Raw genomic sequence first — 20989 nt, forward strand, 5'->3', positions numbered from 1 at the left:
CCCGGGCCGCGGCGCCCTCGGTCGACCGGGAGAACGACCCCGTCAGGCCCCCGGTCCGAGCAGTGCCGCCGCGATCGTCGCGTGTGCCGAGTCGGTGCTCGACGGGTGGAAGCGTCCGGCGAGGACGTCGCGTTGCAGGCGCCCGAGCTCGGAGGACGACCGGTACGACGAACCCCCGGCGACGGTGACCGCCTGCTCGACCACCGCGCGGGCCGTCTCGGTGGCCCGCGTCTTCAGCCCGACCACGAGCCTCGGCCAGTCGGCTCCGTGGTCGACGAGCGCGTCGACGTCCCGGGCGACCTGGTCCACCTGGGGTTCGAGCCCGTCGACCGCCAGCCCGGCGTCGGCGACGCGCCACCGCACGACCGGGTCGAGCGCCCGGGCCGCTCCTCCGGCGCGCCGCGAGGTCGTCCCGAGTGCCGACTCGACGGCGAGCTCGAGGGCCCGGCGGGCGATGCCCCGGTACACGGCGGCGACGGTCGTCTCGAAGACGGCGAAGACGGCGAAGACGAACGGGTCGGCGCTCGGGCCCACGGGCAGTCGGCGGACGATGCGCGCGGCGGGTACCTCGACCGCGGTGAGTCGGGTCGTGTGGCTCTGTGTCGCGCGCATGCCGATCGTGTCCCAGTCCCCCAGCGAGGTGTGGCCCGGCTGGTCGCGGTGCACGAACCCGTGGACGAGGGTCGGCGCGTCCTGGTCGGAGTCGTCCCGCCCGAAGACGCCGAGGCGCGTCCAGACCGGCGAGAGCGAGGTGGAGACCTTCGTGCCGGTGAACCGGTAGCCGCCGTCACCCGTGGGGTCGGCCGAGGTCGTCGAGTCGGACAGGACGAGGTCGTTGCCGGGCTCGCTCACGCCGAAGGCGAAGACCTCGTCGTGCGCGGCGTCCTCCAGGACGAGGTCCAGCGAGTCGTCGCCCCGGGCCCGCAGTACGGCCGCGCACCCGGTCCAGACCAGGTGCATGTTGACCGCCAACGCCGTCGCCGGCGCCGCGGTCGCGAGGCGCGACTGCAGGGACGCGACCTGCTCGAGTCCGAGACCCGCGCCTCCTCGGTCGGTCGGGACGAAGGCCCGCAGGTAACCGCGCTCGCGCAGCTCGGCGAGGTCGTCGTGGGGGAACGTGTTCTCGCGGTCGTGGCCCGCGGCCCGCCCTCGGAAGCGTTCGAGCAGCCCGTCGGGCAACAGCTCGTCGGGCGACCAGGAGGCGCGGGTCGGGTCGGACGCGGAGGCGGGCTTCGGTGCGGGCACGCGTCGAGAGTAGTTTGGTCGCATGAGTCAGCAACACCCGTGGTCCCGTTACGTCGCCCTCGGCGACTCGTTCACCGAGGGGATCGGCGACCCCGAGGAGCGCTCCCCCGGGGGCCACCGGGGGTGGGCCGACCGAGTCGCCGAGGTGCTCGGCGCCTCGACCGAGGACTTCGCCTACGCGAACCTGGCCGTCCGGGGCCGACTGCTGAAGCAGATCGACGACGAGCAGTCCGGGGCCGCGCTCGCCCTGCGACCGGACCTCATCTCGGTGTCGGCCGGGGGCAACGACATCATCCGCCCCGGCACCGACCCGGACGAGGTCGCCGCGCGTTTCGAGGGGCTGGTCGAACGGCTGCGGTCGGACGGTGCCACGGTCGTGGTCTTCACCGGTCCCGACATCGGCCTCACCCCCGTCCTCGGTCGCCTCCGCGGCAAGGTCGCGATCTACAACGAGCACGTCCACGCCATCGCGCTGCGGCACGACGCCGTGGTGGCGGACATGTGGGCGCTGCGTCAGCTCGTCGACCCACGGATGTGGGCACCCGACCGGCTGCACTTCAGTCCGCTCGGCCACCACACGATCGCCCGGATGGTCCTCCAGGCCCTCGCGGTCGAGAACGACCTCGCCCCCTACGAGCCCGAGCCGCTCGAGCGTCGACCGTGGCGCAGCGCCCGGGCCGACGACATGGGCTGGGCCCGCGAGTACCTCGTGCCCTGGGTCGTGCGCCGCATCCGGCACCAGTCGTCGGGCGACTTCGTCCAGGCCAAGCGGCCGGACGCCGTCACGATGGTCTACCGCGACGACGTCTGACCGGTCGGCGTCCGAGCGGTCGCAGTCCGAGCGGTCGCTTCAGAGCACCTCGTCGGGATGCGTCAGCCGCCACCACGCCCCGGGCTCGCCGATGGTCGCGTCGAGCTCGAGGGGCACGACGTGCCGTTCTCCGTCGACGGTGAAGATGACGTCACCGACGCGGGTGCCGGCCGGGGCCGCCCCCACGTCGTCGGTCTCGACCGAGGCCTCGACGGTCTCGTCGCCCCAGACGAGCACGCTGGCGTCCTCAGCGGCGACCGCGCGGGCGGCGTCGCCCCAGGGCAGGTCGTAGTCGGCGAAGGCGTCGCCGCGGGTGGTCAGCGTGACGGTCCGGAAGCGGTCGGCGACGCTGGCGAGCAGGGCCTGCACGTCGCGGTCCAGCTGGTCGTGGTCCACTCCACCGAGCATTGCTCCCACGACCGTGACCTGCTGACCCCCGATCGTGTAGTCGGCCGCGAACAACAGGCAGGCCCCGGCCTCGTCGAGGGTGCCCGTCTTGATGCCGACCACGCCGTCCAGCCCGAGCAGTTCGTTGCTGTTGCTGATCTCACCGATGCCGGGCACGGTCGTCGTCGTCGTGCCGACCGTGCGGGCTACGTCGGGGTCGGCCAGGGCCAGCCGGCCGAGTTCGATCAGGTCGGTCGAGGTGCTCGTGTTCTGCGGTGACAGCCCGGTCGGCTCGACGAGCGTGGTCGAGGTGAGGCCGTGGTCGGCGAGCCAGGCCGCCGCGGCGTCGACGAACGCCTGGTCGCTGCCGAACGCCCACCGGGCAAGCACCTCGGCGTAGTTGTTCGCCGACTCGATCAGCATCACCTCGAGCACCTGGCGTTCGGTGAGGGCCTGACCGGCCGCCATCGGCGCCACCTTGCCGTTCTGCGCCCGGTACGCGTCGACCAGGGCCGCCTCGGCCGGGCCGAAGGTCAGGGTCGGACCGTCGCCTCCGTCGAGCGGCTTCTCGTCGAGGACGACGAGGGCCGTGACGACCTTGCTGATGCTCGCGATGGGGCGGGGTCGTTCGTCGCCGCTCGTCGTCAGGCTGTCCTCCCAGCCGATCGCCTCGACCGCCGTCGCGCCGTACGCGGGGAAGGTCAGGTCAGGGCTCGCCTCGGCCGGCGCGGTGTAGGCGGCGACGTCCGCCGCGGCGGGCGCCAGCGGGCTGAGCAGCGCGAGGGGGACGTACCCGCCGACGGCGACGACCAGGGCGAGCAGCGTGATCACGCCCACGCGCCTCCGGACGACACCCGGACGACGACGCCCGTCGACGCCGGTCACGCGACCGCCTCCGACCCGCCCGTCGGCACGCGCAGGGCCCAGAGGGCCACGGCCGAGGCGGCGGCCACGTTGAGGCTGTCGACGCCGTGCAGCATCGGGATGGTGACGACGGTGTCGGCGGCCTGCAGGGCGGCACGGCTGAGCCCGTCGCCCTCGGTGCCGAGCAGCAGGGCGACGCGGTCCGGAGGCGCGGCCGCGTAGGCGTCGAGGGTCACCGCGTCGTCGCTCAGCGCGAGGGCGGCCACCTCGAACCCCGCGTCGCGCAGCAGCCCGGCACCGGCCGGCCACTCGGGGAGGCGCGTCCACGGCACCTGCAGGACGGTGCCCATGCTGACGCGGACGCTGCGACGGTACAGCGGGTCGGCGCAGCGCGGGGTGATCAGCACGGCGTCCGCCCCCAGGCCCGCGACGGCGCGGAAGATGGCGCCCACGTTCGTGTGGTCGACGATGTCCTCGAGCACGACGACGCGCCGGGCACCGTCGAGCACCGACCCGACCGAGGGCAGCTCGGGACGGTGCATGGCGGCGAGGGCGCCACGGTGCAGGTGGTAGCCGGTGAGGGTCTCGAGCAGGGCCGCGTCGCCGACGAAGATCTCGCCCTCGTGGTCGGCCACGAGGGGCTCGATGTCGGGCAGCCAGCGGTCGGTCATCAGCACCGACCGGGGCACGTGGCCCGCCCGCAACGCCCGCTCGATGACCTTGGTCGACTCGGCGATGTAGAGCCCGCCCTCGGGCTCGGACACGCGTCGCAGGGCGACGTCGGTGAGCCGGTTGTAGTCGGCGAGGGCCTCGTGGTCGAGGTCGGTGATGCGGGTGACGTGCACGGTGCTCCACGGGGGACGGCCCCGGCGGACGGGCGACCGCTGGAATCGATTCGGAGGGGGACGCGTTTAGGCTAGCGTCACCGCACCCGAAGGAGCCCCACCCGTGTCGAACGACCCCGCGGTCCCCACCGACGAGCAGGCCCTCGAGGCGGCCGTCGAGGCCCTCCGCGGGCGCCGCGTCGCCGTGCTCACCGGGGCCGGGGTCAGCACCGACTCGGGCATCCCCGACTACCGGGGCGAGGGTGCTCCCCCGCGCAACCCGATGACCTTCCAGCAGTTCCTCTCGAGTGAGGGCTACCGCAAGCGCTACTGGGCCGGCAGCCACCTCGGCTGGAAGTACTTCCGCGCCGCCGGGCCGAACGAGGGGCACCGGGCGCTGGCCCGGCTCGAGGCCGCCGGCGTGACGAACGGCGTGATCACCCAGAACGTCGACAACCTGCACGTCCGCGCCGGGTCGCGCCGGGTGGTCGACCTGCACGGCACCGTCGACCGCGTGGTCTGCCTCACCTGCGGCCAGGCGTTCGCCCGCGACATGGTCGCGGCGCGCCTCGCGGCCGAGAACCCGTGGATCGACGAGCCCGACCAGGTGCGACTCGCCCCGGACGGCGACGTCGAGGTGCACGACATCGATGCGTTCGTCGTGCCGACCTGCACGGTCTGCGGTGGCCTGCTCAAGCCCGACGTCGTGTTCTTCGGCGAGTTCGTGCCCACCGAGCGGTTCGCCGAGGCGCGGTCGATGGTCGTCGGTGCCGAGGCGCTGCTCGTCGCCGGCTCGTCGCTGGTCGTCAACAGCGGCATCCGCCTGCTCGACCAGGCGACGCGTCGCAAGCTGCCCGTGGTCGTCCTGAACCGGGGCGTCACCAAGGGTGACTCGCGGGCCACGGTTAAGCTGGACGCCGGCACGTCGGAGACCCTGGCGGCCCTGGCCGAGCACCTGGTCGCGTGACCCCCGGGGCCGTGCCCACCGGAGGAACGATGACGCTCTTGTACCTGGTCCGCCACGGCGAGACCGACTGGAACCGCGCCCGACGCATCCAGGGCTCCACCGACATCCCCCTGAACGACCTCGGTCGCTCGCAGGCCCGAGAGACCGGCGACCTCCTCGCCCGCCGCCGGTTCGACGCCGTCGTCGCCAGCCCTCTCTCGCGGGCGGCCGAGACCGGGTCGATCATCGCCGAGCGCCTGGGGCTGGCCGCGCCCGAGCTCGCCCCCGAGGTCGCCGAGCGCCGCTACGGCGATGCCGAGGGCCTGACCGGCGAGCAGGTCGAGGCACGGTTCCCCACGGGCACCCCGGTGCCCGGTCGCGAGAGCCGCGGGGCCCTCGTCGCACGGGTGCTGCCCGCCCTCGCCGCGATCGCCGCCCGGTACGGCGACGGCGCGTCCGTGGTCGTCGCGACGCACGGCGCGGTCATCCGGGCGGTGGTGAACCACGTCTCCCCCGACACCGACGCGCACCTCGGCGTGCCCATCCGCAACGGGTCGATCCACTCCTTCGAAGTCACCGGAGACACCCTGACCTTGCGTGAGTTCGACGACCCCATCGAGGTCGAGTCCGAACGCGCCGGCACCTACGCCTTCGAGTACCAGAACGCGCTCGAGCGCGACACGGCCGACCCGGCCTGAGTTCCCCGCCCGAGCGCCCTGCCCGTCAGCGTCCCGAGCGCCGGTGCCGGTGGCTACCCGCCGCGGCGACGTCGGCCAGCAGGCGCAGCAGCACGTCGGCCGAGTCAGCCCAGCTGAACCGGGCGGCCTGCTCGACCGACGCGGCCGAGCGCGCCTCCCACTCGCCCTCGAGCCGGCGGACGGCGGCGGCGATCGACGCGGGCGACGACGGGTCGACGTAGAGCGCCGCGTCACCACCGATCTCGCGGAAGATCGGTATGTCACTGACCACGGCCGGCGTGCCGAGCGCCATGCCCTCGACGAGCGGGATGCCGAACCCCTCGGCGCGCGAGGCCGTCACGACGGCGGTCGCACCGAGCAGGGTCTCGCGGTACTCGTCGTCGCTCGCCCCGTCGTGGAAGACCAGCGACCCGACCGGCGCCAGAGCCGTCAAGGAGGCGCGCTCGGCCTCGGACACCCGGCTCATCAGGTGCAGTCGGTACCCGTCGAGCAACGGCAGTGCCCTGACCAGCGCGGTCACGTTCTTGTACGGCATGAACGACCCCATGTAGACGAGGTCGCGCCGCGCGGGTGCGGTGCGCGGCTCGACCGCGTCGACCGGATCGACCGGATCGGCCGCGTTGTACACGACCGTCACGGGACGCCGGGTCAACCGGTGGCGACGCATCTCGTCCCGCGTCGTGCGGCTCACCGTGACGACCGCGTCGGCCCGGTTCAGCAGCACCCGCTGCGGCCACCAGGCCAGGTGGTACAGCCGCCACAGCAGCTTGATCGGCAGGGCGAACTCGGGCGGTGGCGTGCGGTTCGTGTAGTAGATCAGGTCGTGCAGCGTCAGCACGAGCGGGTACCGGCGCCCGGCCGAGCCCATGGTCTGCATGGGCGACCAGACGACGTCGGGGCGCAGCCGGTTCACCTGCCGGGCCACGAGGGGTTCGAGGACGCTGGTGGGCGCGCTGACGAGCACGTGCGGCTGGTCGGGCAGCTTGTCGAGCTGGCGTGGGTCGCTGACGAGCATCGTCACCTCGTGGCGCTCGGCCAGGGCCGACACGACGCCGGCGCTGAACCGGCTGATGCCGTCGTGGCGTCCGACGCGGACGTACCGGCAGTCGACGACGACCCTCATCGGACGAACGCCTCGATCGCGGCGGCGGCCTCGCGCGGCTTCTCGTAGTGGATCAGGTGGCCGACCCCGTCGATGACGTCGAGCGTCGCGTCGGGGAAGAGCGCCTGCAGCCGGTGCTGCGCCGGCAGGGCCGTGATGTCGTCGCGGTCGGCGGCGATCAGCAGGGTGGGCACGGTGACGCGGGCGGCGTACGTGCTCACGTCGCTCGAGACCGAGGCGCGGAACGCGTCGAGCACCACGCGACGGTCCGAGAACCGTGAGAAGAAGCTGTCGTGCTGGTCGTGGATCCACCGGCGCAGGGCCCGGTCGTGCGTCTTGACCATCGCGAGGCTCGTCATCCGCGTGACGGCGGCGTTCTGCAGCACCTGCTGCCCGGCGCGCTCCGGCAGGGCGGCGCCGGCCCAGTAGTAGAAGACGGCCAGGCGGGTCACCACGCCGCGCGGGCCCTGCAGGGCGGGGGCGGCGATCGGGTTGACCAGGATCAACCGGGAGGCGCGGAGTCCGTCGGCCACCGCGGCCGACGTGACGATCGAGCCGAACGAGTGCCCCAGCACCACGACGTCGTCACCGAGCGAGAGGGTCGCCACGAACGCGGTCAGCCAGCGCGCGTACGCCGCGACGCTGTGCTCTCCGTCCAACGGGGTCGACTCGCCGAAGCCCGGCAGGTCGGGCATGACCACCCGCACGTGGTCGAGGTGCGCCACGACGGGTTCGAGACCGTGGTGGTCGCCCCGGAAGCCGTGCACCGCGACGACGGTGACCCGCGCCTCCTGCCCCTCGGGTGGTTCGTACGTCCAGTAGCGGGTGAGGCTGCCGGCGACCTCGACGGCGTCGTCGCGCACCGGTCGGGCGTCGAGGCGGGCACGGTACGGCGACTTCACGCGCGGGGGTCGGACGATCACGCGCCCGAGTCTACGAGCGACGCGCTGGGCGGAGTGCGCGCCCCGGGGCGCGCGCCCGTAGGGTGGGCGGGTGAGCTTCACTGCCCCGATCCAGCAGCCCGGACTGACCCTCGACCCCAACTGGCACCGCCGGGCGGTGTTCTACGAGGTGATGGTGCGGTCGTTCGTCGACAGCAACGGTGACGGGGCGGGTGACCTGCAAGGTCTGCTCACCCGCCTGGACTACCTGCAGTGGCTCGGCGTCGACGCCCTCTGGCTGCCGCCGTTCTTCCAGTCGCCCCTGCGCGACGGCGGCTACGACATCCAGGACTACAAGGCGATCCTGCCCGAGTTCGGCACGCTCGACGAGTTCCGCGACCTCGTGACCAAGTCGCACGAGCGCAACATGCGCATCGTCATCGACATGGTGCTGAACCACACGAGCGACCAGCACGAGTGGTTCCAGCAGAGCCGCGAAGACCCCGAGGGTCCCTACGGCGACTTCTACGTCTGGCGCGACACCGACGAGGAGTACTCGAACATCCGGGTCATCTTCGTCGACACCGAAGAGTCCAACTGGACGTTCGACCCGGTTCGCCGCCAGTTCTTCTTCCACCGCTTCTTCTCGCACCAGCCCGACCTCAACTTCGAGAACCCCGCCGTCCAGGAGGCCGTGTTCGACGTCGTCCGTCACTGGCTGTCGATGGGCGTCGACGGCCTCCGACTCGACGCGATCCCCTACCTCTTCGAGACCGAAGAGGGAAACGGCGAGGGCGAGCCGGCCACGCACGACCTGATCAAGCGCCTGCGTGCGATGGTCGACGAAGAGTTCCCCGGACGCGTGCTCATCGCCGAGGCCAACCAGTGGCCGGCCGAGACGGCGGCGTTCTTCGGCACCGAGGACGAGCCCGAGTGCCACATGGCCTTCGACTTCCCGGTCATGCCCCGCATCTTCTACTCGCTCCGCGCCCAGAGCGCCGACGAGCTCAAGCGCATCCTCTCGGAGACCACCGAGGTGCCGCCGGGGGCCGCCTGGGCGGTGTTCCTCCGCAACCACGACGAGCTCACCCTCGAGATGGTCAGCGAGGAGTACCGGCAGGCGATGTACGGCTGGTACGCCTACGACCCGCGCATGCGGTCCAACATCGGCATCCGCCGCCGTCTCGCCCCGCTGCTCGACAACTCGCGCGCCGAACTCGAACTCGTGCACGCTCTGCTGTTCTCGCTGCCCGGCAGCCCGTTCCTGTACTACGGCGACGAGATCGGGATGGGCGACAACATCTGGCTGCCGGACCGCGACTCGTCCCGCACGCCCATGCAGTGGACGCCCGACCGCAACGCCGGCTTCTCGACCGCCGACCCGGGCAAGCTCTTCCTGCCGGTCGTCCAGTCGCTCGTCTACAACTACAACCTGGTGAACGTCGAGAGCCAGCTGGCCCAGTCACGGTCGCTGCTGCACTGGGTGCGCAACGTCATCCACGTGCGCAAGGCCCACCCGACCTTCGGCCTCGGCACCCTCGAGGTGCTCGAGACCGACCAGGAGTCCGTCCTGTCGTTCGTCCGCTCGTACGAAGGGGCGGGGACGCAGTTCGGCGACTCGGCCGAGGACATCCTCTGCGTCTTCTCGTTCGGTCACAACCCGACCTCGGTCGACATCGTGGCCCCGCAGTTCGCCGGGCGCACGTTGTTCGACCTGTTCGGTGGAGCGCAGTTCCCCTCGTTCGACGACGAGGGAAAGGTGACGCTGACCCTCGGGACGCAGGCGTTCTTCTGGTTGCACGTCGGCGACGTGCCCGCCGCGGCGGCACCCGCTGTCGGTGGCGCCTCCTAAACTCGCAGGGTGACTGACACCGAGACGCCCGGCACCGCTCCCGACCTCGCGGCCGTGGGCGAGCCGCCGGCCGTCTGGTGGCAGGCCCTCGGCGTCTTCGACCTCGAGACCACCGGCATCGACGTCGAGACGGCCCGCATCGTGACCGCCCACGTCGGCCTGATCGATGCCACCGGGGCCACCGTCGCCCATGGCGAATGGTTGGCAGACCCCGGTGTCGAGATCCCCGAGCAGGCCAGTGCCGTGCACGGCATCTCCACCGAGCGGGCCCGCGCCGAGGGGCGTCCGGCCGCCGAGGTCGTGGCCGAGATCGTCGCGGCCATCCGGGCCGTCTTCGCTCGCGGCGTGCCGCTGGTCGTCTACAACGCGCCGTACGACCTCACCCTGCTCGACCGCGAGGCCCGCCGCCACGGCGTCGAGCCGTTGGGTGAGGTCGGCGAGATCGGTTGCGTCGTCGACCCCCTCGTCATCGACAAGGCCGTCGACACCTATCGCAAGGGCAAGCGCACCCTCGAGGCCGCCGCCGCGGTCTACGGCGTGTCGCTCGACGACGCGCACGACGCCGGGGCCGACGCGATCGCCGCGGGTCGCGTGGCCCAGGCGATGGCCAAGCGGTACCCCGACCGGCTCGACGTGCCCGTCACCGAGCTGCACGATCTCCAGGTCGGCTGGTGCTCGACCCAGGCCGAGAGCTTCCAGCAGTACATGCGCCGGGCGAAGGACCCCACCTTCACGGCGCACGGCGACTGGCCGCACCGCCCTCTCCCGTTCGCCTGAGTGGGGTCGCGCCCCGCGCCTCCTCGGGTCTTGCGGGCCTCTCGCGCTTTCCACGTGGCCTGACGTCGGGGACCCAGCCGAGGCGTGTCGCCCGGGTACGCGAAAGAGGCGGCCCACCGAAGTGGACCGCCTCTGACAGGGCTGCGGGCTGAGGCCTACTTGCCGAAGTTCTTGTAGCGCGAGTTGAACTTCTCGACGCGGCCGGCCGAGTCGAGGATGCGCTGCTTGCCTGTGTAGAACGGGTGCGACTCGGACGAGATCTCGACGTCGATGACCGGGTAGGTCTCACCGTCGAGCTCGATGGTCTTGTCGCTCGTCGTGGTGGAGCGCGTGAGGAACGTGGCGCCCGATGCGAGGTCCCGGAAGACGATCTGCTTGTACTCGGGGTGGATGTCGGTCTTCATGATTGTCCTAGGTCTAGCGAACGAGTGATGATGGTGAGTTCAGGAGGCACGCGCAGCGACGCTGCGGACCAGCTGTCAACGATACCAGACCGACAGCCCGGATCGTAGGAGGCGCGGGTCAGCCGGCTGCGCGGGCCGAGTACCGGCCCCCGTCGGACTCGACCCGCAGCTCGACGCCGAAGGTGGCGCCGAGGGTCTCGGCCGTGATGACCTCGTCGAGCGGACCGGCCGCGACGACGGAGCCGTGGTCGAGCAACAGGGCGTGCGTGAAGCCCCGGGGGATCTCTTCGACGTGGTGGGTCACCATGACGATGGCCGGAGCGCCCTCGGACGAGGCGTAGCCCGACAGCATCTGCAGCAGCTCTTCGCGGGCGCCGAGGTCGAGGCTCGCGGCCGGCTCGTCGAGGAGCAGCAGCTCGGGGTCGGTCATGACCGAGCGGGCGATCTGGACGCGCTTCTGCTCGCCGTCGCTCAGCTCGCCGAACGTGCGGTCCGAGAGGTGGTCGAGCTTCCACTCGTCGAGAACGCGGTGCGCCCGACGGACGTCGACGCCCTCGTACTCTTCGTTCCAGCGACCGGTGACCGAGTAGGCGGCCGTCAGGACGACGTCGACGACCTTCTCTTTGGCGGGGATGCGACGGGCGATGGCCGTCGAGGCGAAGCCGATGCGCGGCCGCAGGTCGAACAGGTCGACCGAGCCGAGGTCGGAGCCGAGGATGCTTGCCTCGCCCGACGAGGGGTGACTCTGCGCGGCGGCCACCTGGAGCAGGCTGGTCTTGCCGGCACCGTTCGGCCCGAGCACGACCCAGCGCTCGTCGGAGTCGACCGTCCAGGTCAGCTTGTCGACGACGGCGGTGCCGCCTCGGACGATCGAGACATCGGTCAGCTGCAGGACGGTAGGCATGCTGCTCAGCCTAGTTGAGCAGGCCCTCGTAGATCCCCAAGGTCTGCTCGGCGATCCGTGACCACGAGAACTCTTCTTCGGCCCGCATGCGGCCGGCCCGCCCCATGAGGCGTGCGAGGGCCGGGTCGGAGACGACCTCGGTGAGCGTGGCCGCCAGGTCGGCGACGAAGCGGTCGGGGTCGACCGGGGTGCCGGTGCCGTCCTGCACCTGCTCGAGGGGCACGATGCGGCCGGTCAGGCCGTCCGCGACGACCTCGGGGATGCCACCCGTGTCGGACCCCACGACGGGCACGCCGCAGGCCATCGCCTCGAGGTTGACGATGCCCAGGGGCTCGTAGACCGAAGGGCAGACGAAGGTGGTGGCCTGGCTCAGCACGGCGCTGAGCTGGTGCCGGGGCAGCACGGTGTCGATCCAGACGACCCCGGTGCGCTCTTCCTGGAGCTCGCGGACCAGGCCCGTGACCTCGGCCATGATCTCGGGGGTGTCGGGCGCACCGGCGCAGAGCACGAGCTGCACGTCGGCGGGCAGCAGCTTCGCCGCGCGCAGCAGGTACGGGAGGCCCTTCTGACGGGTGATGCGACCGACGAAGACGACCGACGGGCGGTCGGGGTCGATGCCCAGGCCCCGGACCAGCTCGGCGTCGTCGACGCGTTGCCACCCCTCGAGGTCGATGCCGTTGTACACGACCTGGACCTTCGACTCGTCGATCGACGGGTAGGAGCGCAGGATGTCACGGCGCATGCCGTCGCTGACGGCGATCACGCGATCGGCGGTCTCGTAGGCCTGGCGCTCGATCCAGCTCGAGACGCGGTAGCCGCCACCGAGCTGTTCGGCCTTCCAGGGGCGCAGCGGTTCGAGGCTGTGGGCCGTCAGGACGTGAGGGACGCCGTGCAGCATCTGGGCCAGCTGGCCGGCCGCGTTCGCGTACCAGGTGTGGCTGTGGACGACGTCGGCTCCGGCGACGTCCTGGGCCATGGTGACATCCACACCGAGGGTGCGCAGGGTGGCGTTCGCCTGGTCGAGCTGGGGCAGGTCGGGGTACCCGGTCGTGTCGGGTTCGGGGTCGACCTCGCCGAACGCCCGCACCTGCACCTCGACGCCCTGACGCAGGGCCTTGACGAGTTCGACGACGTGGACGCCCGCGCCCCCGTAGACGTTGGGCGGGTATTCCTTGGTGATGACATCGACTCGCACGTGGTTCACCGTAGTCGTGCGACCGCGAATCGTGCCATTCTGGCCCCATGGCATCAAAGAAGATCTTCGGCATCGTCCTGGCTGGTGGCGAGGGCAAACGCCTGATGCCGCTGACCGCCGACCGCGCGAAACCCGCTGTCCCGTTCGGTGGCAACTACCGTCTCATCGACTTCGCCCTGTCGAACCTGATCAACTCGGGTCTGCGGCAGATCGTCGTGTTGACCCAGTACAAGTCGCACAGCCTCGACCGCCACGTCTCGCAGACCTGGAGCATCGAGGGTCTGCTCGGGGCGTACGTCGCCTCGGTCCCGGCCCAGCAGCGACTCGGCAAGCGCTGGTTCGCCGGCAGCGCCGACGCCATCCTGCAGAGCCTCAACCTGCTGCGTGACGAGAAACCCGACATCGTCGTGGTGGTGGGTGCCGACCACGTCTACCGCATGGACTTCTCCCAGATGATCGAGGCGCACATCGCCTCGGGTGCCGGGGTCACCGTGGCCGCCATCCGTCAGCCCATCTCCCTCGCCGACCAGTTCGGCGTCATCGAGGTCGACTCGGACGACCCGACGCGCATCGGCCGGTTCCTCGAGAAGCCCACGGACGCCACGGGCCTCCCGGACTCCCCCGACGAGATCCTCGCGTCCATGGGCAACTACGTGTTCGACGCGGACGTCCTGATCGACGCCGTCCTGCGCGACGGCGAGAAGCCCGACTCGAACCACGACATGGGCGGCGACATCGTGCCCGACTTCGTCTCCCGTGGCGACGCGGCCGTCTACGACCTCAACCGCAACGAGGTGCCCGGGTCGACCGAGCGCGATCGTTACTACTGGCGCGACGTCGGCACCATCGACTCGTTCTACGACGCGCACCGAGACCTGATCTCGGCCCTGCCGATCTTCAACCTCTACAACACCGACTGGCCGATCTTCAGCCAGCAGCTCAACTCGCCCCCCGCGAAGTTCGTCCGGGACGGCCACGGCAACCTCGGCACGACGATCGACTCGATCGTGTCGCTGGGTTCGCTGCTCTCGGGTGCGCACGTGGAACGCAGCGTCCTGGGTCCCTGGTGCACCCTCGACAGCGGTTCACGCGTCGTCGACTCGGTCGTCTTCGAGCGGGCGCACGTCGGCCCGAACGCCGTCGTCAACCGGGCGATCCTCGACAAGGACGTCGTCATCGCGGCCGGGGCCTCCGTCGGCGTCGATCCCGAGGCCGACCGGGCCCGCGGCTTCACCGTCACGCCGTCCGGCATCACGGTGGTCGGCAAGGGGGTCCGGGTCGACCAGTAGTCGTCCGGGGTCACACGAGAGGCGCGGTGCGCCGACGGCCCTAGGCTGTCGGCGTGCCGCGTTTCCTCATCGTCCTCGACGTCGACTCCACCCTGATCGAGGACGAGGTGATCGAGCTGCTGGCCGACGCCGCCGGTTCGCGAGATCGCGTCGAGGACGTCACGTCCCGGGCGATGGCGGGTGAGCTCGACTTCGCCGCGAGTCTCGCCGAGCGCGTCGCGACCCTCGAGGGGTTGCCCGAGTCCGTCTTCGCAGAGGTGCGTTCGCGCCTCACGCCGACCCGCGGCGTCCGTGACCTCCTCGACGTCGTCCACGCCGCGGGTGGCCTCGTCGGCGTCGTGTCGGGCGGGTTCCACGAGACCCTCGACCCGCTGGCCGACGACCTGGGTCTGGACTTCCGCCGGGCCAACCGTCTCGAGGTGCGGGACGGCCGGCTGACCGGACGGGTCTCCGGTCCGGTGATCGACGCGCACGCCAAGGCCGCCGCCCTGCGGCAATGGGCCGAGGAGGCGCGGGTCGGCCTCGCGCAGACCGTCGCCGTCGGTGACGGCGCCAACGATCTCGAGATGATGGCCGTCGCGGGACTCTCGGTCGCGTTCAACGCCAAGCCGCGGGTCCGTGAGCGAGCCGACGTGGTCGTCGGGACGAACGACCTGTCCCAGCTGCTGCCCCTGCTCGGACTGCGCGGCTGACCCGCGGCGGGAGGCGGGCGTCCCTCGCGGGGACGACCCGCGCCTCCTGCGTGGTCGGACCTAGTGGCCCATTCCGAGGCCGCCGTCGACCGGGATCACGGCCCCCGAGATGTAGGCGGCGGCGTCGTCGCCCGCGAGCCACGTGATCGTCTTCGCGACCTCTGCCGTGGTGCCGTACCGGCCGGCGGGGATGCTTTTCTTGTACTCGGCCTGCTGCGCCTCGGGCAGGACGGCGGTCATGTCGGTCTCGACGAAGCCGGGGGCCACCACGTTGGCGGTGATGCCGCGGGCTCCGAGCTCGCGGGTCAGCGAGCGGGCGAAGCCGACCAGGCCCGCCTTCGAGGCGGCGTAGTTGGCCTGGCCCGGGCCGCCGTAGAGGCCGACGACGCTCGACACGAGGACGATGCGTCCGAAGCGGGCCTTGAGCATGCCCTTGGACGCCCGCTTGACGACGCGGAAGGCGCCGCCGAGGTTGGTGTCGACGACCGAGGTGAAGTCGTCCTCGGTCATGCGCATGAGCAGACCGTCCTTCGTGATGCCGGCGTTGGCGACGACGACCTCGACCGGCCCGAGCTCGGCCTCGACGGTGCTGAAGGCCGCGTCGATCGACGCGGCGTCGGTGACGTCGGCGGCGACGGTGAGCGTGCCCTCGGGGCCCTGCCCGCTGCGGGCCGTGACGGCGACGCGGTGACCCTGGGCGACGAACTCTTCGGCGATGGCGAAGCCGATGCCTCGGTTGCCGCCGGTGACGAGGACGGTGCGGGGCGTGGTCATGGGTTGTCTCCTCGTGAGCGATCTCGACGGTGGCCGCGAGGTCGCGGCGCGGAACGGCGAACCTGTGATCGGCAGGCCGCCGACCAGCCTACTGTCGGACCCGGGTCTTAGGATCGAGGCGGTCCCCCGGGCGTCTCGTCCCGAGATCCGTCCGGCACCCGTCCGTGGTGCGTCCGCCCTCTTCCCGACATCGAGGTGTGCCCCGTGAAGGCCTCGAACACGATCACGTCCCTTCCGCCCTCCCCCACCGACGACCGGCACTCCCGCATGGTCAAGTACCTGGTGGCGATGGGCATCAGGTTGGTCTGCATCGCCCTCTGCTTCGTCTTCCCTCTCGGCTGGTGGACCCTGTTGCCCGTCATCGGTGCCGTCGTCATCCCCTACATCGCCGTCGTCTTCGCGAACGTGGGCCACGAGGCGGGCGACGCGGTCGAGAGCCCGGGCGGCATCGAGCTCTACCGCGAGCCGCAGGCGCCGTTCCGGCCGACCGTGGTCGACGGCGACTCAGGTCCTGCCGGCCCCGCCGCCTCGTCCGACGACGTGCCCGGCGAGGCGGATCACGATCGGCGGAGCGCCTGATGCTCGGCCTCGATCCCGTCGGCGTGCAGTGCTCTCGCGCCTCCTGTCGAGCCGAGGCACGGCATAATGTTCACTGGCGCAATCCCAAGATCCACGGCATCGACCGGGTCAAGGTGTGGTCGGCATGCGACGAGCACGTCGACTTCCTGCGCGAGTTCCTCGAGGCACGTGACTTCCCGGTCGTCGTGACGGGGGTGTCAGAGGTCGTCGAACAGGTCGGAACGGAGGCGCGGTGACGAACATCCGCTTCGCCCTCTCGCGCAGATGGCTGGGCTACCTCGCCGTCGCCGTCGTCTTCGCGATCATCTGCGTGTTCCTCGCCCACTGGCAGTGGTCGCGGCACGACGAGAAGCTCGCGGTCGTGCACCAGCTCGAGCAGACCTACGACGCCGACCCGATCCCCCTGCAACAGGCGTTGCCCGAGCTGTCGTCCTACGATGCCGCTCAAGAGTGGCAGCCGGTCGAGATGACCGGGCGCTACCTCGCCGACGACGAGTTGCTGGTGCGCAACCGCCCGCTCAACGGGCAGCCGGGCTTCGAGGTCCTCGTGCCGTTCCGCACCACCCAGGGCCAGATCTTCGTCGTCGACCGCGGCTGGGTGCCGACCGGCAACGCCCAGGACTCCCCCGACGTCGTGCCCGCGCCTCCGTCGGGCGACGTCACGGTGGTCGCACGCCTGAAACCGGGTGAACCGGCCCTGGGCGACCGGACGGGCGTTCCCGGGACGAACCAGATCGCGACCATCCAGCTCAGCGAGGTCGAGTCCCGCGTCGGGCAGCCCGTCTACTCGAGTGCCTACGGGCTCGTCGTCAGCGAGAGCCCCGTGCCAGCCACGGCACCCGTGCCGTCCTCGAAGCCCGAGATCGACACGGGCCTCAACCTGTCGTACTTCGTCCAGTGGTTGATGTTCGCGGTCGGAGCCTTCGGTTTCCTGTTCTACGTCTTCCGACAGGAGTACCGCAACCAGAACGCCGACGACGACGAACTCGTCGAGCGTGAGGCCGAACGGCAGCGTCGTCGCGACGCCCGGCCCCGCCACGACAACGACGTCGAGGACGAGATCCTCGACGGCGCGCGCCGCTGACCACGGCGCCGTACGCCGCTGACCACGGCGCCGTACGCCGCTGACCATGGCGCCGACCGGGGCTGCGGCTGCGGCTGCGGACCTGGTCAGGCCGGGGTGATCACGCCAAGTTGATCAAGTCGGAGTAGTCCGGGGTCCAGTGGTCCTCGGTGCCCTCGGGCATGATCAGCACTCGCTCGGGGTTCAGGGCCTCGACGGCGCCCTCGTCGTGGCTCACCAGGACGACGGCACCCTCGTAGTTGCTCAGGGCGTCGAGGATCTCGAGGCGGCTCGCGGGGTCGAGGTTGTTGGTGGGCTCGTCGAGCAGGAGGACGTTCGCCCCCGAGACGACGATCATCGCCAGAGCCAGCCGTGTCTTCTCGCCGCCGGACAGCACACCGGCCGGCTTGGCCGAGTCGTCGCCCGTGAAGAGGAACGAGCCCAACACTCGCCGCGCCTCCATCTCGGTGATGTTCGGCGAGGACGACACCATGTTCTCGAGCACGCTGCGCTTGACGTCGATCGTCTCGTGCTCCTGGGCGTAGTAGCCGACCCGCAGCCCGTGGCCCGGCTCGAGCTGCCCGGTGTCGGGCTCGTCTACCCCGGCGAGGATGCGCAACAGGGTGGTCTTGCCGGCACCGTTCAGGCCCAGGATGACGACCTTCGAGCCACGGTCGATGGCGAGGTCGACGGCGGTGAAGATCTCGAGCGAGCCGTAGCTCTTCGACAGGTTCGAGGCCATGAGGGGCGTCTTTCCGCACGCCACCGGCGTCGGGAAGCGCAGCTTGGCCACGCGGTCGACCGCGCGGACCTCGTCGAGGCCGGAGAGGAGCTTCTCGGCTCGTGCCACCATCTGGTGGGCCGCAGCGGCCTTCGACGCCTTCGCGCCGAACCGGGCCGCCTGCTTCTGCAGGGCCGAGGCCTGCTTCTCGGCGTTCGAGCGCTCTTTCTTGCGGCGCTCCTCGTCGGCAGCACGCTGCCGCTGGTAGTTGCGCCACCCCATGTTGTAGACGTCGATGGCCTGGCGGTTGGCGTCGAGGTAGAAGACGCGGTTGACGACCTCCTCGACGAGTTCGATGTCGTGGCTGATGACGATGACGCCGCCCTGGTAGGTCTTCAGGTACTCGCGGAGCCAGACGACCGAGTCGGCGTCGAGGTGGTTCGTGGGCTCGTCGAGGATCATCGTGTCGGCCGCCGAGAACAGGATGCGGGCCAGCTCGATGCGTCGGCGCTGACCACCCGACAACGTCGACAGGGGCTGGTCGAGGATGCGGTCCGGCAGGCTGAGGTTGCTCGCGATGGAGGCGGCCTCGGCCTCGGCTGCGTACCCGCCGAGGGCGTTGAACTGGTCGTCGAGGTCGCCGTAGCGTTTCATGGCGCGCGCGGCGACGTCAGGATCGGGGTCGCCCATGGCGAGGGTCGCTTCCTGGATGCCGAGCAGCAGCTGGCCGAGACCTCGGGCGTCGAGGATGCGCGTCCGGGCGAGGTCTTCGGGGTTGCCGCTGCGAGGGTCCTGCGGCAGGTAGCCGATCTCGCCGGAGCGCTCGATCTTGCCGCCCGTCGGGAGGGTCTCACCGGCAAGCGTCTTGGTCATGGTCGTCTTGCCGGCGCCGTTGCGGCCGACGAGGCCGATCTTGTCGCCCCGGTCGACCCGGAACGAGACGTCGGCCATGAGGAGGCGCGCGCCGACGCGGATCTCGAGATCGTGCACGGAGAGCACAGCAGATGTCCAATCGATTGGTGAGGAGTCCACAACGGGGCCCGGAAGGGGGCCGCCCATAGGATGGGGACGTCGTGTGGAGAGGGTCGCAGCACTGCGCTGCCGACCAGCCGCTCGGCCGATCAACCTACCCATTCTAGGAGTCCCCATGACGAACACTGCCGCATCGACCTCACGGCCGGTCCTCGCCGACCGTCTGGTGGCCCGGGGCGCCGCCACCGACGTGGCCCTCGTCCTCGGTGGGGTCGCCGTCGTCTCGGCCCTCGCGCAGGTGCAGGTGCCGCTCTGGCCGGTGCCCGTCACGGGACAGACGCTCGGCGTGATGCTCGTCGGCGCGTCCCTCGGCGCGCGTCGCGGCGCGCTTTCCCTGGCCACCTACCTGGTGCTGGGCGTCGCCGGACTGCCGATCTTCGCCGAGTTCTCGGGCGGCCCCCTCAGCGTCCTCCAGCCGAGCTTCGGCTTCGTGATCGGCTTCGTCGTGGCGGCGGCCGTCATCGGCTGGCTGTCCGAGCGGGACTGGGACAAGAAGTGGTGGCGCTCGGCGGCCGCCTTCTTCCTGGCGAGCCTCATCCCCTTCGCCGTGGGCCTTCCCTATCTGGCGGTCGTGCTCGGTTCGTTGGGTCTGCCGAACGACCTGCCGAGTGTCCTCGCGGCCGGCCTGTACCCGTTCATCGTCGGCGGCATCGCCAAGTGGCTGATCGCGGCGGCGGCCCTGCCTCTCGCCTGGCGTGCGCTGAAGCGCATCGGTGACTAGCGCCTCCTGCTCCCCGGCGTGATCGTCGAGGACGCACGACGAAGCCCCGCCCCTCTCGGAGGGGCGGGGCTTCGTCATCGTGCCGACGGGCAGGGTTCAGATGGAGAACCCGATCGCGCGCATCATGTCGCGACCGTCGTCAGTGATGCGATCGGGACCCCACGGCGGCATCCACACCCAGTTGATGCGGAAGGCGTCGACGACACCGTCGAGGGCGTTGGCGGTGTCTCCCTCGATGACATCCGTCAACGGGCAACCCGCGCTCGTCAGCGTCATGCTGATGATGAGCGCGTTCTCGTGCTCTTCGTCCATCGCGAGGTCGTAGATGAGTCCCAGATCGACGATGTTGACGCCCAGCTCGGGGTCGACGACCTCTTTCAGTGCCTCGATGGTCTGATCGAACTTCTCGGGGCTGAGTGCGACGGCCACGGTCAGACCGCCGGGGTCGCAGCGGCCTCGGCCGCGGCAGCCGTGACGTACCGGTCGTAACCCTCGTTCTCGAGGCGGTCGGCCAGCTCGGGGCCACCCTCGTCGGCGACGTGGCCGTCGACGAACACGTGGACGAAGTCGGGCTTGATGTAGCGCAGGATGCGCGTGTAGTGCGTGATGAGCAACAGACCGAGCCCGGTGTTGGCCTTGGCACGGTTGACGCCCTCGGAGACGATCTTCAGCGCGTCGACGTCGAGACCGGAGTCGGTCTCGTCGAGGACGGCGAACTTCGGCTTGAGGAGCTCGAGCTGCATGATCTCGTGTCGCTTCTTCTCACCACCCGAGAAGCCTTCGTTGACGTTGCGCTCGGCGAAGGCCGAGTCCATCTTGAGGGCGTTCATCGACTCGCGGAGGTCCTTGATCCACCCGCGGATGGCCGGGGCCTCGCCGTCGAGGGCGGTCTTGGCCGTGCGGAGGAAGTTCGAGACCGTGACACCGGGGATCTCGACGGGGTACTGCATGGCGAGGAAGAGACCCGCCTTGGCGCGCTCGTCGACGCTCATCTCGAGCACCTCGCGACCGTCGAGCAGGATGGAGCCCCCGTCGACGTTGTAGCGGGGGTGGCCGGCGATCGTGTAGGCGAGGGTCGACTTGCCCGAGCCGTTGGGGCCCATGACGGCGTGGATCTCGCCCTCGTTGATGGTGAGGTCGACGCCCTTGAGGATGGGCTTGGGGCCGGCGTCGGTGTCGATGCTGACCTTGAGGTCGCGGATCTCGAGAGTGGACATGCGTTCTGTTC

The 20989-nt window shown here is 70.7% G+C and carries 23 protein-coding genes; 11 read left to right on the forward strand and 12 right to left on the reverse strand.

All coding sequences use genetic code 11. The annotated features are described in order from the left end of the window. Window positions 1–42 precede the first annotated feature (42 nt). Window positions 43–1245: an acyl-CoA dehydrogenase family protein gene (locus AC1MBW_RS13965; protein WP_480024857.1), complete on the reverse strand. Its 1203-nt coding sequence runs from the start codon at window positions 1243–1245 to the stop codon at window positions 43–45. A 22-nt stretch (window positions 1246–1267) separates the two neighbouring features. On the opposite strand from AC1MBW_RS13965, the gene AC1MBW_RS13970 reads away from it, so the two are divergent. Continuing rightward, the gene (locus AC1MBW_RS13970) at window positions 1268–2056 is read left to right on the forward strand and encodes an SGNH/GDSL hydrolase family protein (RefSeq protein ID WP_054146114.1); all 789 of its coding nucleotides are present in this window, start codon (window positions 1268–1270) and stop codon (window positions 2054–2056) included. A 39-nt stretch (window positions 2057–2095) separates the two neighbouring features. Here the strand turns inward: AC1MBW_RS13970 and AC1MBW_RS13975 are convergent, their stop codons facing one another. After that, window positions 2096–3328, reverse strand: a complete 1233-nt coding sequence (locus tag AC1MBW_RS13975; protein WP_480024858.1) for a D-alanyl-D-alanine carboxypeptidase family protein — start codon at window positions 3326–3328, stop codon at window positions 2096–2098. Next, on the reverse strand, window positions 3325–4152 hold the full coding sequence (locus AC1MBW_RS13980; protein ID WP_054146112.1) for a TrmH family RNA methyltransferase: 828 nt from the start codon (window positions 4150–4152) through the stop codon (window positions 3325–3327). Before AC1MBW_RS13980 ends, AC1MBW_RS13975 begins: the two co-directional genes overlap by 4 nt. Window positions 4153–4255: 103 nt before the next feature. Between AC1MBW_RS13980 and AC1MBW_RS13985 the strand changes: the two genes are divergently transcribed. Further along, window positions 4256–5098, forward strand: coding sequence for an NAD-dependent protein deacetylase (locus AC1MBW_RS13985; protein ID WP_480024859.1), 843 nt, complete (start codon window positions 4256–4258; stop codon window positions 5096–5098). A gap of 29 nt (window positions 5099–5127) precedes the next feature. Further along, the gene (locus AC1MBW_RS13990; protein ID WP_054146110.1) at window positions 5128–5775 is read left to right on the forward strand and encodes a histidine phosphatase family protein; all 648 of its coding nucleotides are present in this window, start codon (window positions 5128–5130) and stop codon (window positions 5773–5775) included. A 25-nt stretch (window positions 5776–5800) separates the two neighbouring features. Here AC1MBW_RS13990 and AC1MBW_RS13995 read toward each other — a convergent pair whose 3' ends face one another. Together AC1MBW_RS13995 and AC1MBW_RS14000 are read right to left on the reverse strand one after the other, a co-directional pair. Then, window positions 5801–6898 (reverse strand): glycosyltransferase family 4 protein, encoded by a 1098-nt coding sequence (locus AC1MBW_RS13995; RefSeq protein WP_480024860.1) that lies wholly within the window; start codon window positions 6896–6898, stop codon window positions 5801–5803. Then, window positions 6895–7800, reverse strand: a complete 906-nt coding sequence (locus tag AC1MBW_RS14000) for an alpha/beta fold hydrolase (protein ID WP_235451014.1) — start codon at window positions 7798–7800, stop codon at window positions 6895–6897. Before AC1MBW_RS14000 ends, AC1MBW_RS13995 begins: the two co-directional genes overlap by 4 nt. 70 nt (window positions 7801–7870) lie before the next feature. On the opposite strand from AC1MBW_RS14000, the gene treS reads away from it, so the two are divergent. Together treS and AC1MBW_RS14010 are read left to right on the forward strand one after the other, a co-directional pair. Then, complete coding sequence (gene treS / locus AC1MBW_RS14005; protein ID WP_054146108.1) at window positions 7871–9610, forward strand: maltose alpha-D-glucosyltransferase; 1740 nt, start codon at window positions 7871–7873, stop codon at window positions 9608–9610. Window positions 9611–9664: 54 nt separating this feature from the next. Next, window positions 9665–10387, forward strand: a complete 723-nt coding sequence (locus AC1MBW_RS14010; protein WP_480026123.1) for an exonuclease domain-containing protein — start codon at window positions 9665–9667, stop codon at window positions 10385–10387. A 155-nt stretch (window positions 10388–10542) separates the two neighbouring features. On the opposite strand, the gene AC1MBW_RS14015 is transcribed toward AC1MBW_RS14010, so the two are convergent. The 3 genes from AC1MBW_RS14015 to glgA form a co-directional block, all read right to left on the reverse strand. Continuing rightward, complete coding sequence (locus tag AC1MBW_RS14015) at window positions 10543–10791, reverse strand: type B 50S ribosomal protein L31 (RefSeq protein ID WP_043594989.1); 249 nt, start codon at window positions 10789–10791, stop codon at window positions 10543–10545. A gap of 118 nt (window positions 10792–10909) precedes the next feature. Continuing rightward, window positions 10910–11695, reverse strand: coding sequence for an ABC transporter ATP-binding protein (locus AC1MBW_RS14020; protein WP_054146107.1), 786 nt, complete (start codon window positions 11693–11695; stop codon window positions 10910–10912). Between the two features lie 10 nt (window positions 11696–11705). Next, window positions 11706–12890 (reverse strand): glycogen synthase, encoded by a 1185-nt coding sequence (gene glgA / locus AC1MBW_RS14025; protein ID WP_054146191.1) that lies wholly within the window; start codon window positions 12888–12890, stop codon window positions 11706–11708. A gap of 47 nt (window positions 12891–12937) precedes the next feature. On the opposite strand from glgA, the gene AC1MBW_RS14030 reads away from it, so the two are divergent. Together AC1MBW_RS14030 and serB are read left to right on the forward strand one after the other, a co-directional pair. After that, entirely contained in the window at window positions 12938–14179 is a 1242-nt protein-coding gene (locus AC1MBW_RS14030; RefSeq protein ID WP_054146106.1) for a glucose-1-phosphate adenylyltransferase, read from the forward strand. Between the two features lie 53 nt (window positions 14180–14232). Continuing rightward, window positions 14233–14871 (forward strand): phosphoserine phosphatase SerB, encoded by a 639-nt coding sequence (gene serB / locus AC1MBW_RS14035; protein ID WP_054146105.1) that lies wholly within the window; start codon window positions 14233–14235, stop codon window positions 14869–14871. A 60-nt stretch (window positions 14872–14931) separates the two neighbouring features. Here serB and fabG read toward each other — a convergent pair whose 3' ends face one another. Next, on the reverse strand, window positions 14932–15645 hold the full coding sequence (gene fabG / locus AC1MBW_RS14040) for a 3-oxoacyl-ACP reductase FabG (RefSeq protein WP_480024861.1): 714 nt from the start codon (window positions 15643–15645) through the stop codon (window positions 14932–14934). Between the two features lie 204 nt (window positions 15646–15849). Between fabG and AC1MBW_RS14045 the strand changes: the two genes are divergently transcribed. Genes AC1MBW_RS14045 through AC1MBW_RS14055 form a run of 3 tightly spaced genes read left to right on the forward strand, consistent with a single transcriptional unit; the run spans window position 15850 to window position 17308 of the window. Next, window positions 15850–16224, forward strand: coding sequence for a DUF3099 domain-containing protein (locus AC1MBW_RS14045; RefSeq protein ID WP_054146103.1), 375 nt, complete (start codon window positions 15850–15852; stop codon window positions 16222–16224). Next, window positions 16224–16460 (forward strand): hypothetical protein, encoded by a 237-nt coding sequence (locus tag AC1MBW_RS14050; protein WP_043594994.1) that lies wholly within the window; start codon window positions 16224–16226, stop codon window positions 16458–16460. Before AC1MBW_RS14045 ends, AC1MBW_RS14050 begins: the two co-directional genes overlap by 1 nt. Continuing rightward, on the forward strand, window positions 16457–17308 hold the full coding sequence (locus tag AC1MBW_RS14055) for an SURF1 family cytochrome oxidase biogenesis protein (protein WP_480024862.1): 852 nt from the start codon (window positions 16457–16459) through the stop codon (window positions 17306–17308). The genes AC1MBW_RS14050 and AC1MBW_RS14055 overlap by 4 nt, the downstream gene beginning before the upstream one ends. 100 nt (window positions 17309–17408) lie before the next feature. Here the strand turns inward: AC1MBW_RS14055 and AC1MBW_RS14060 are convergent, their stop codons facing one another. Then, a complete protein-coding gene (locus tag AC1MBW_RS14060) occupies window positions 17409–19007 on the reverse strand; it encodes an ABC-F family ATP-binding cassette domain-containing protein (protein WP_054146101.1) in 1599 nt (532 codons plus the stop codon). 148 nt (window positions 19008–19155) lie between these two features. On the opposite strand from AC1MBW_RS14060, the gene AC1MBW_RS14065 reads away from it, so the two are divergent. Further along, window positions 19156–19761 (forward strand): biotin transporter BioY, encoded by a 606-nt coding sequence (locus tag AC1MBW_RS14065; protein ID WP_480024863.1) that lies wholly within the window; start codon window positions 19156–19158, stop codon window positions 19759–19761. A 96-nt stretch (window positions 19762–19857) separates the two neighbouring features. Here the strand turns inward: AC1MBW_RS14065 and AC1MBW_RS14070 are convergent, their stop codons facing one another. Then, window positions 19858–20190 (reverse strand): metal-sulfur cluster assembly factor, encoded by a 333-nt coding sequence (locus tag AC1MBW_RS14070; RefSeq protein WP_043594998.1) that lies wholly within the window; start codon window positions 20188–20190, stop codon window positions 19858–19860. 2 nt (window positions 20191–20192) lie between these two features. Next, on the reverse strand, window positions 20193–20978 hold the full coding sequence (gene sufC, locus AC1MBW_RS14075; RefSeq protein WP_480024864.1) for a Fe-S cluster assembly ATPase SufC: 786 nt from the start codon (window positions 20976–20978) through the stop codon (window positions 20193–20195). Window positions 20979–20989: the final 11 nt, after the last annotated feature.

This window comes from Frigoribacterium sp. AP1 (assembly GCF_056680555.1).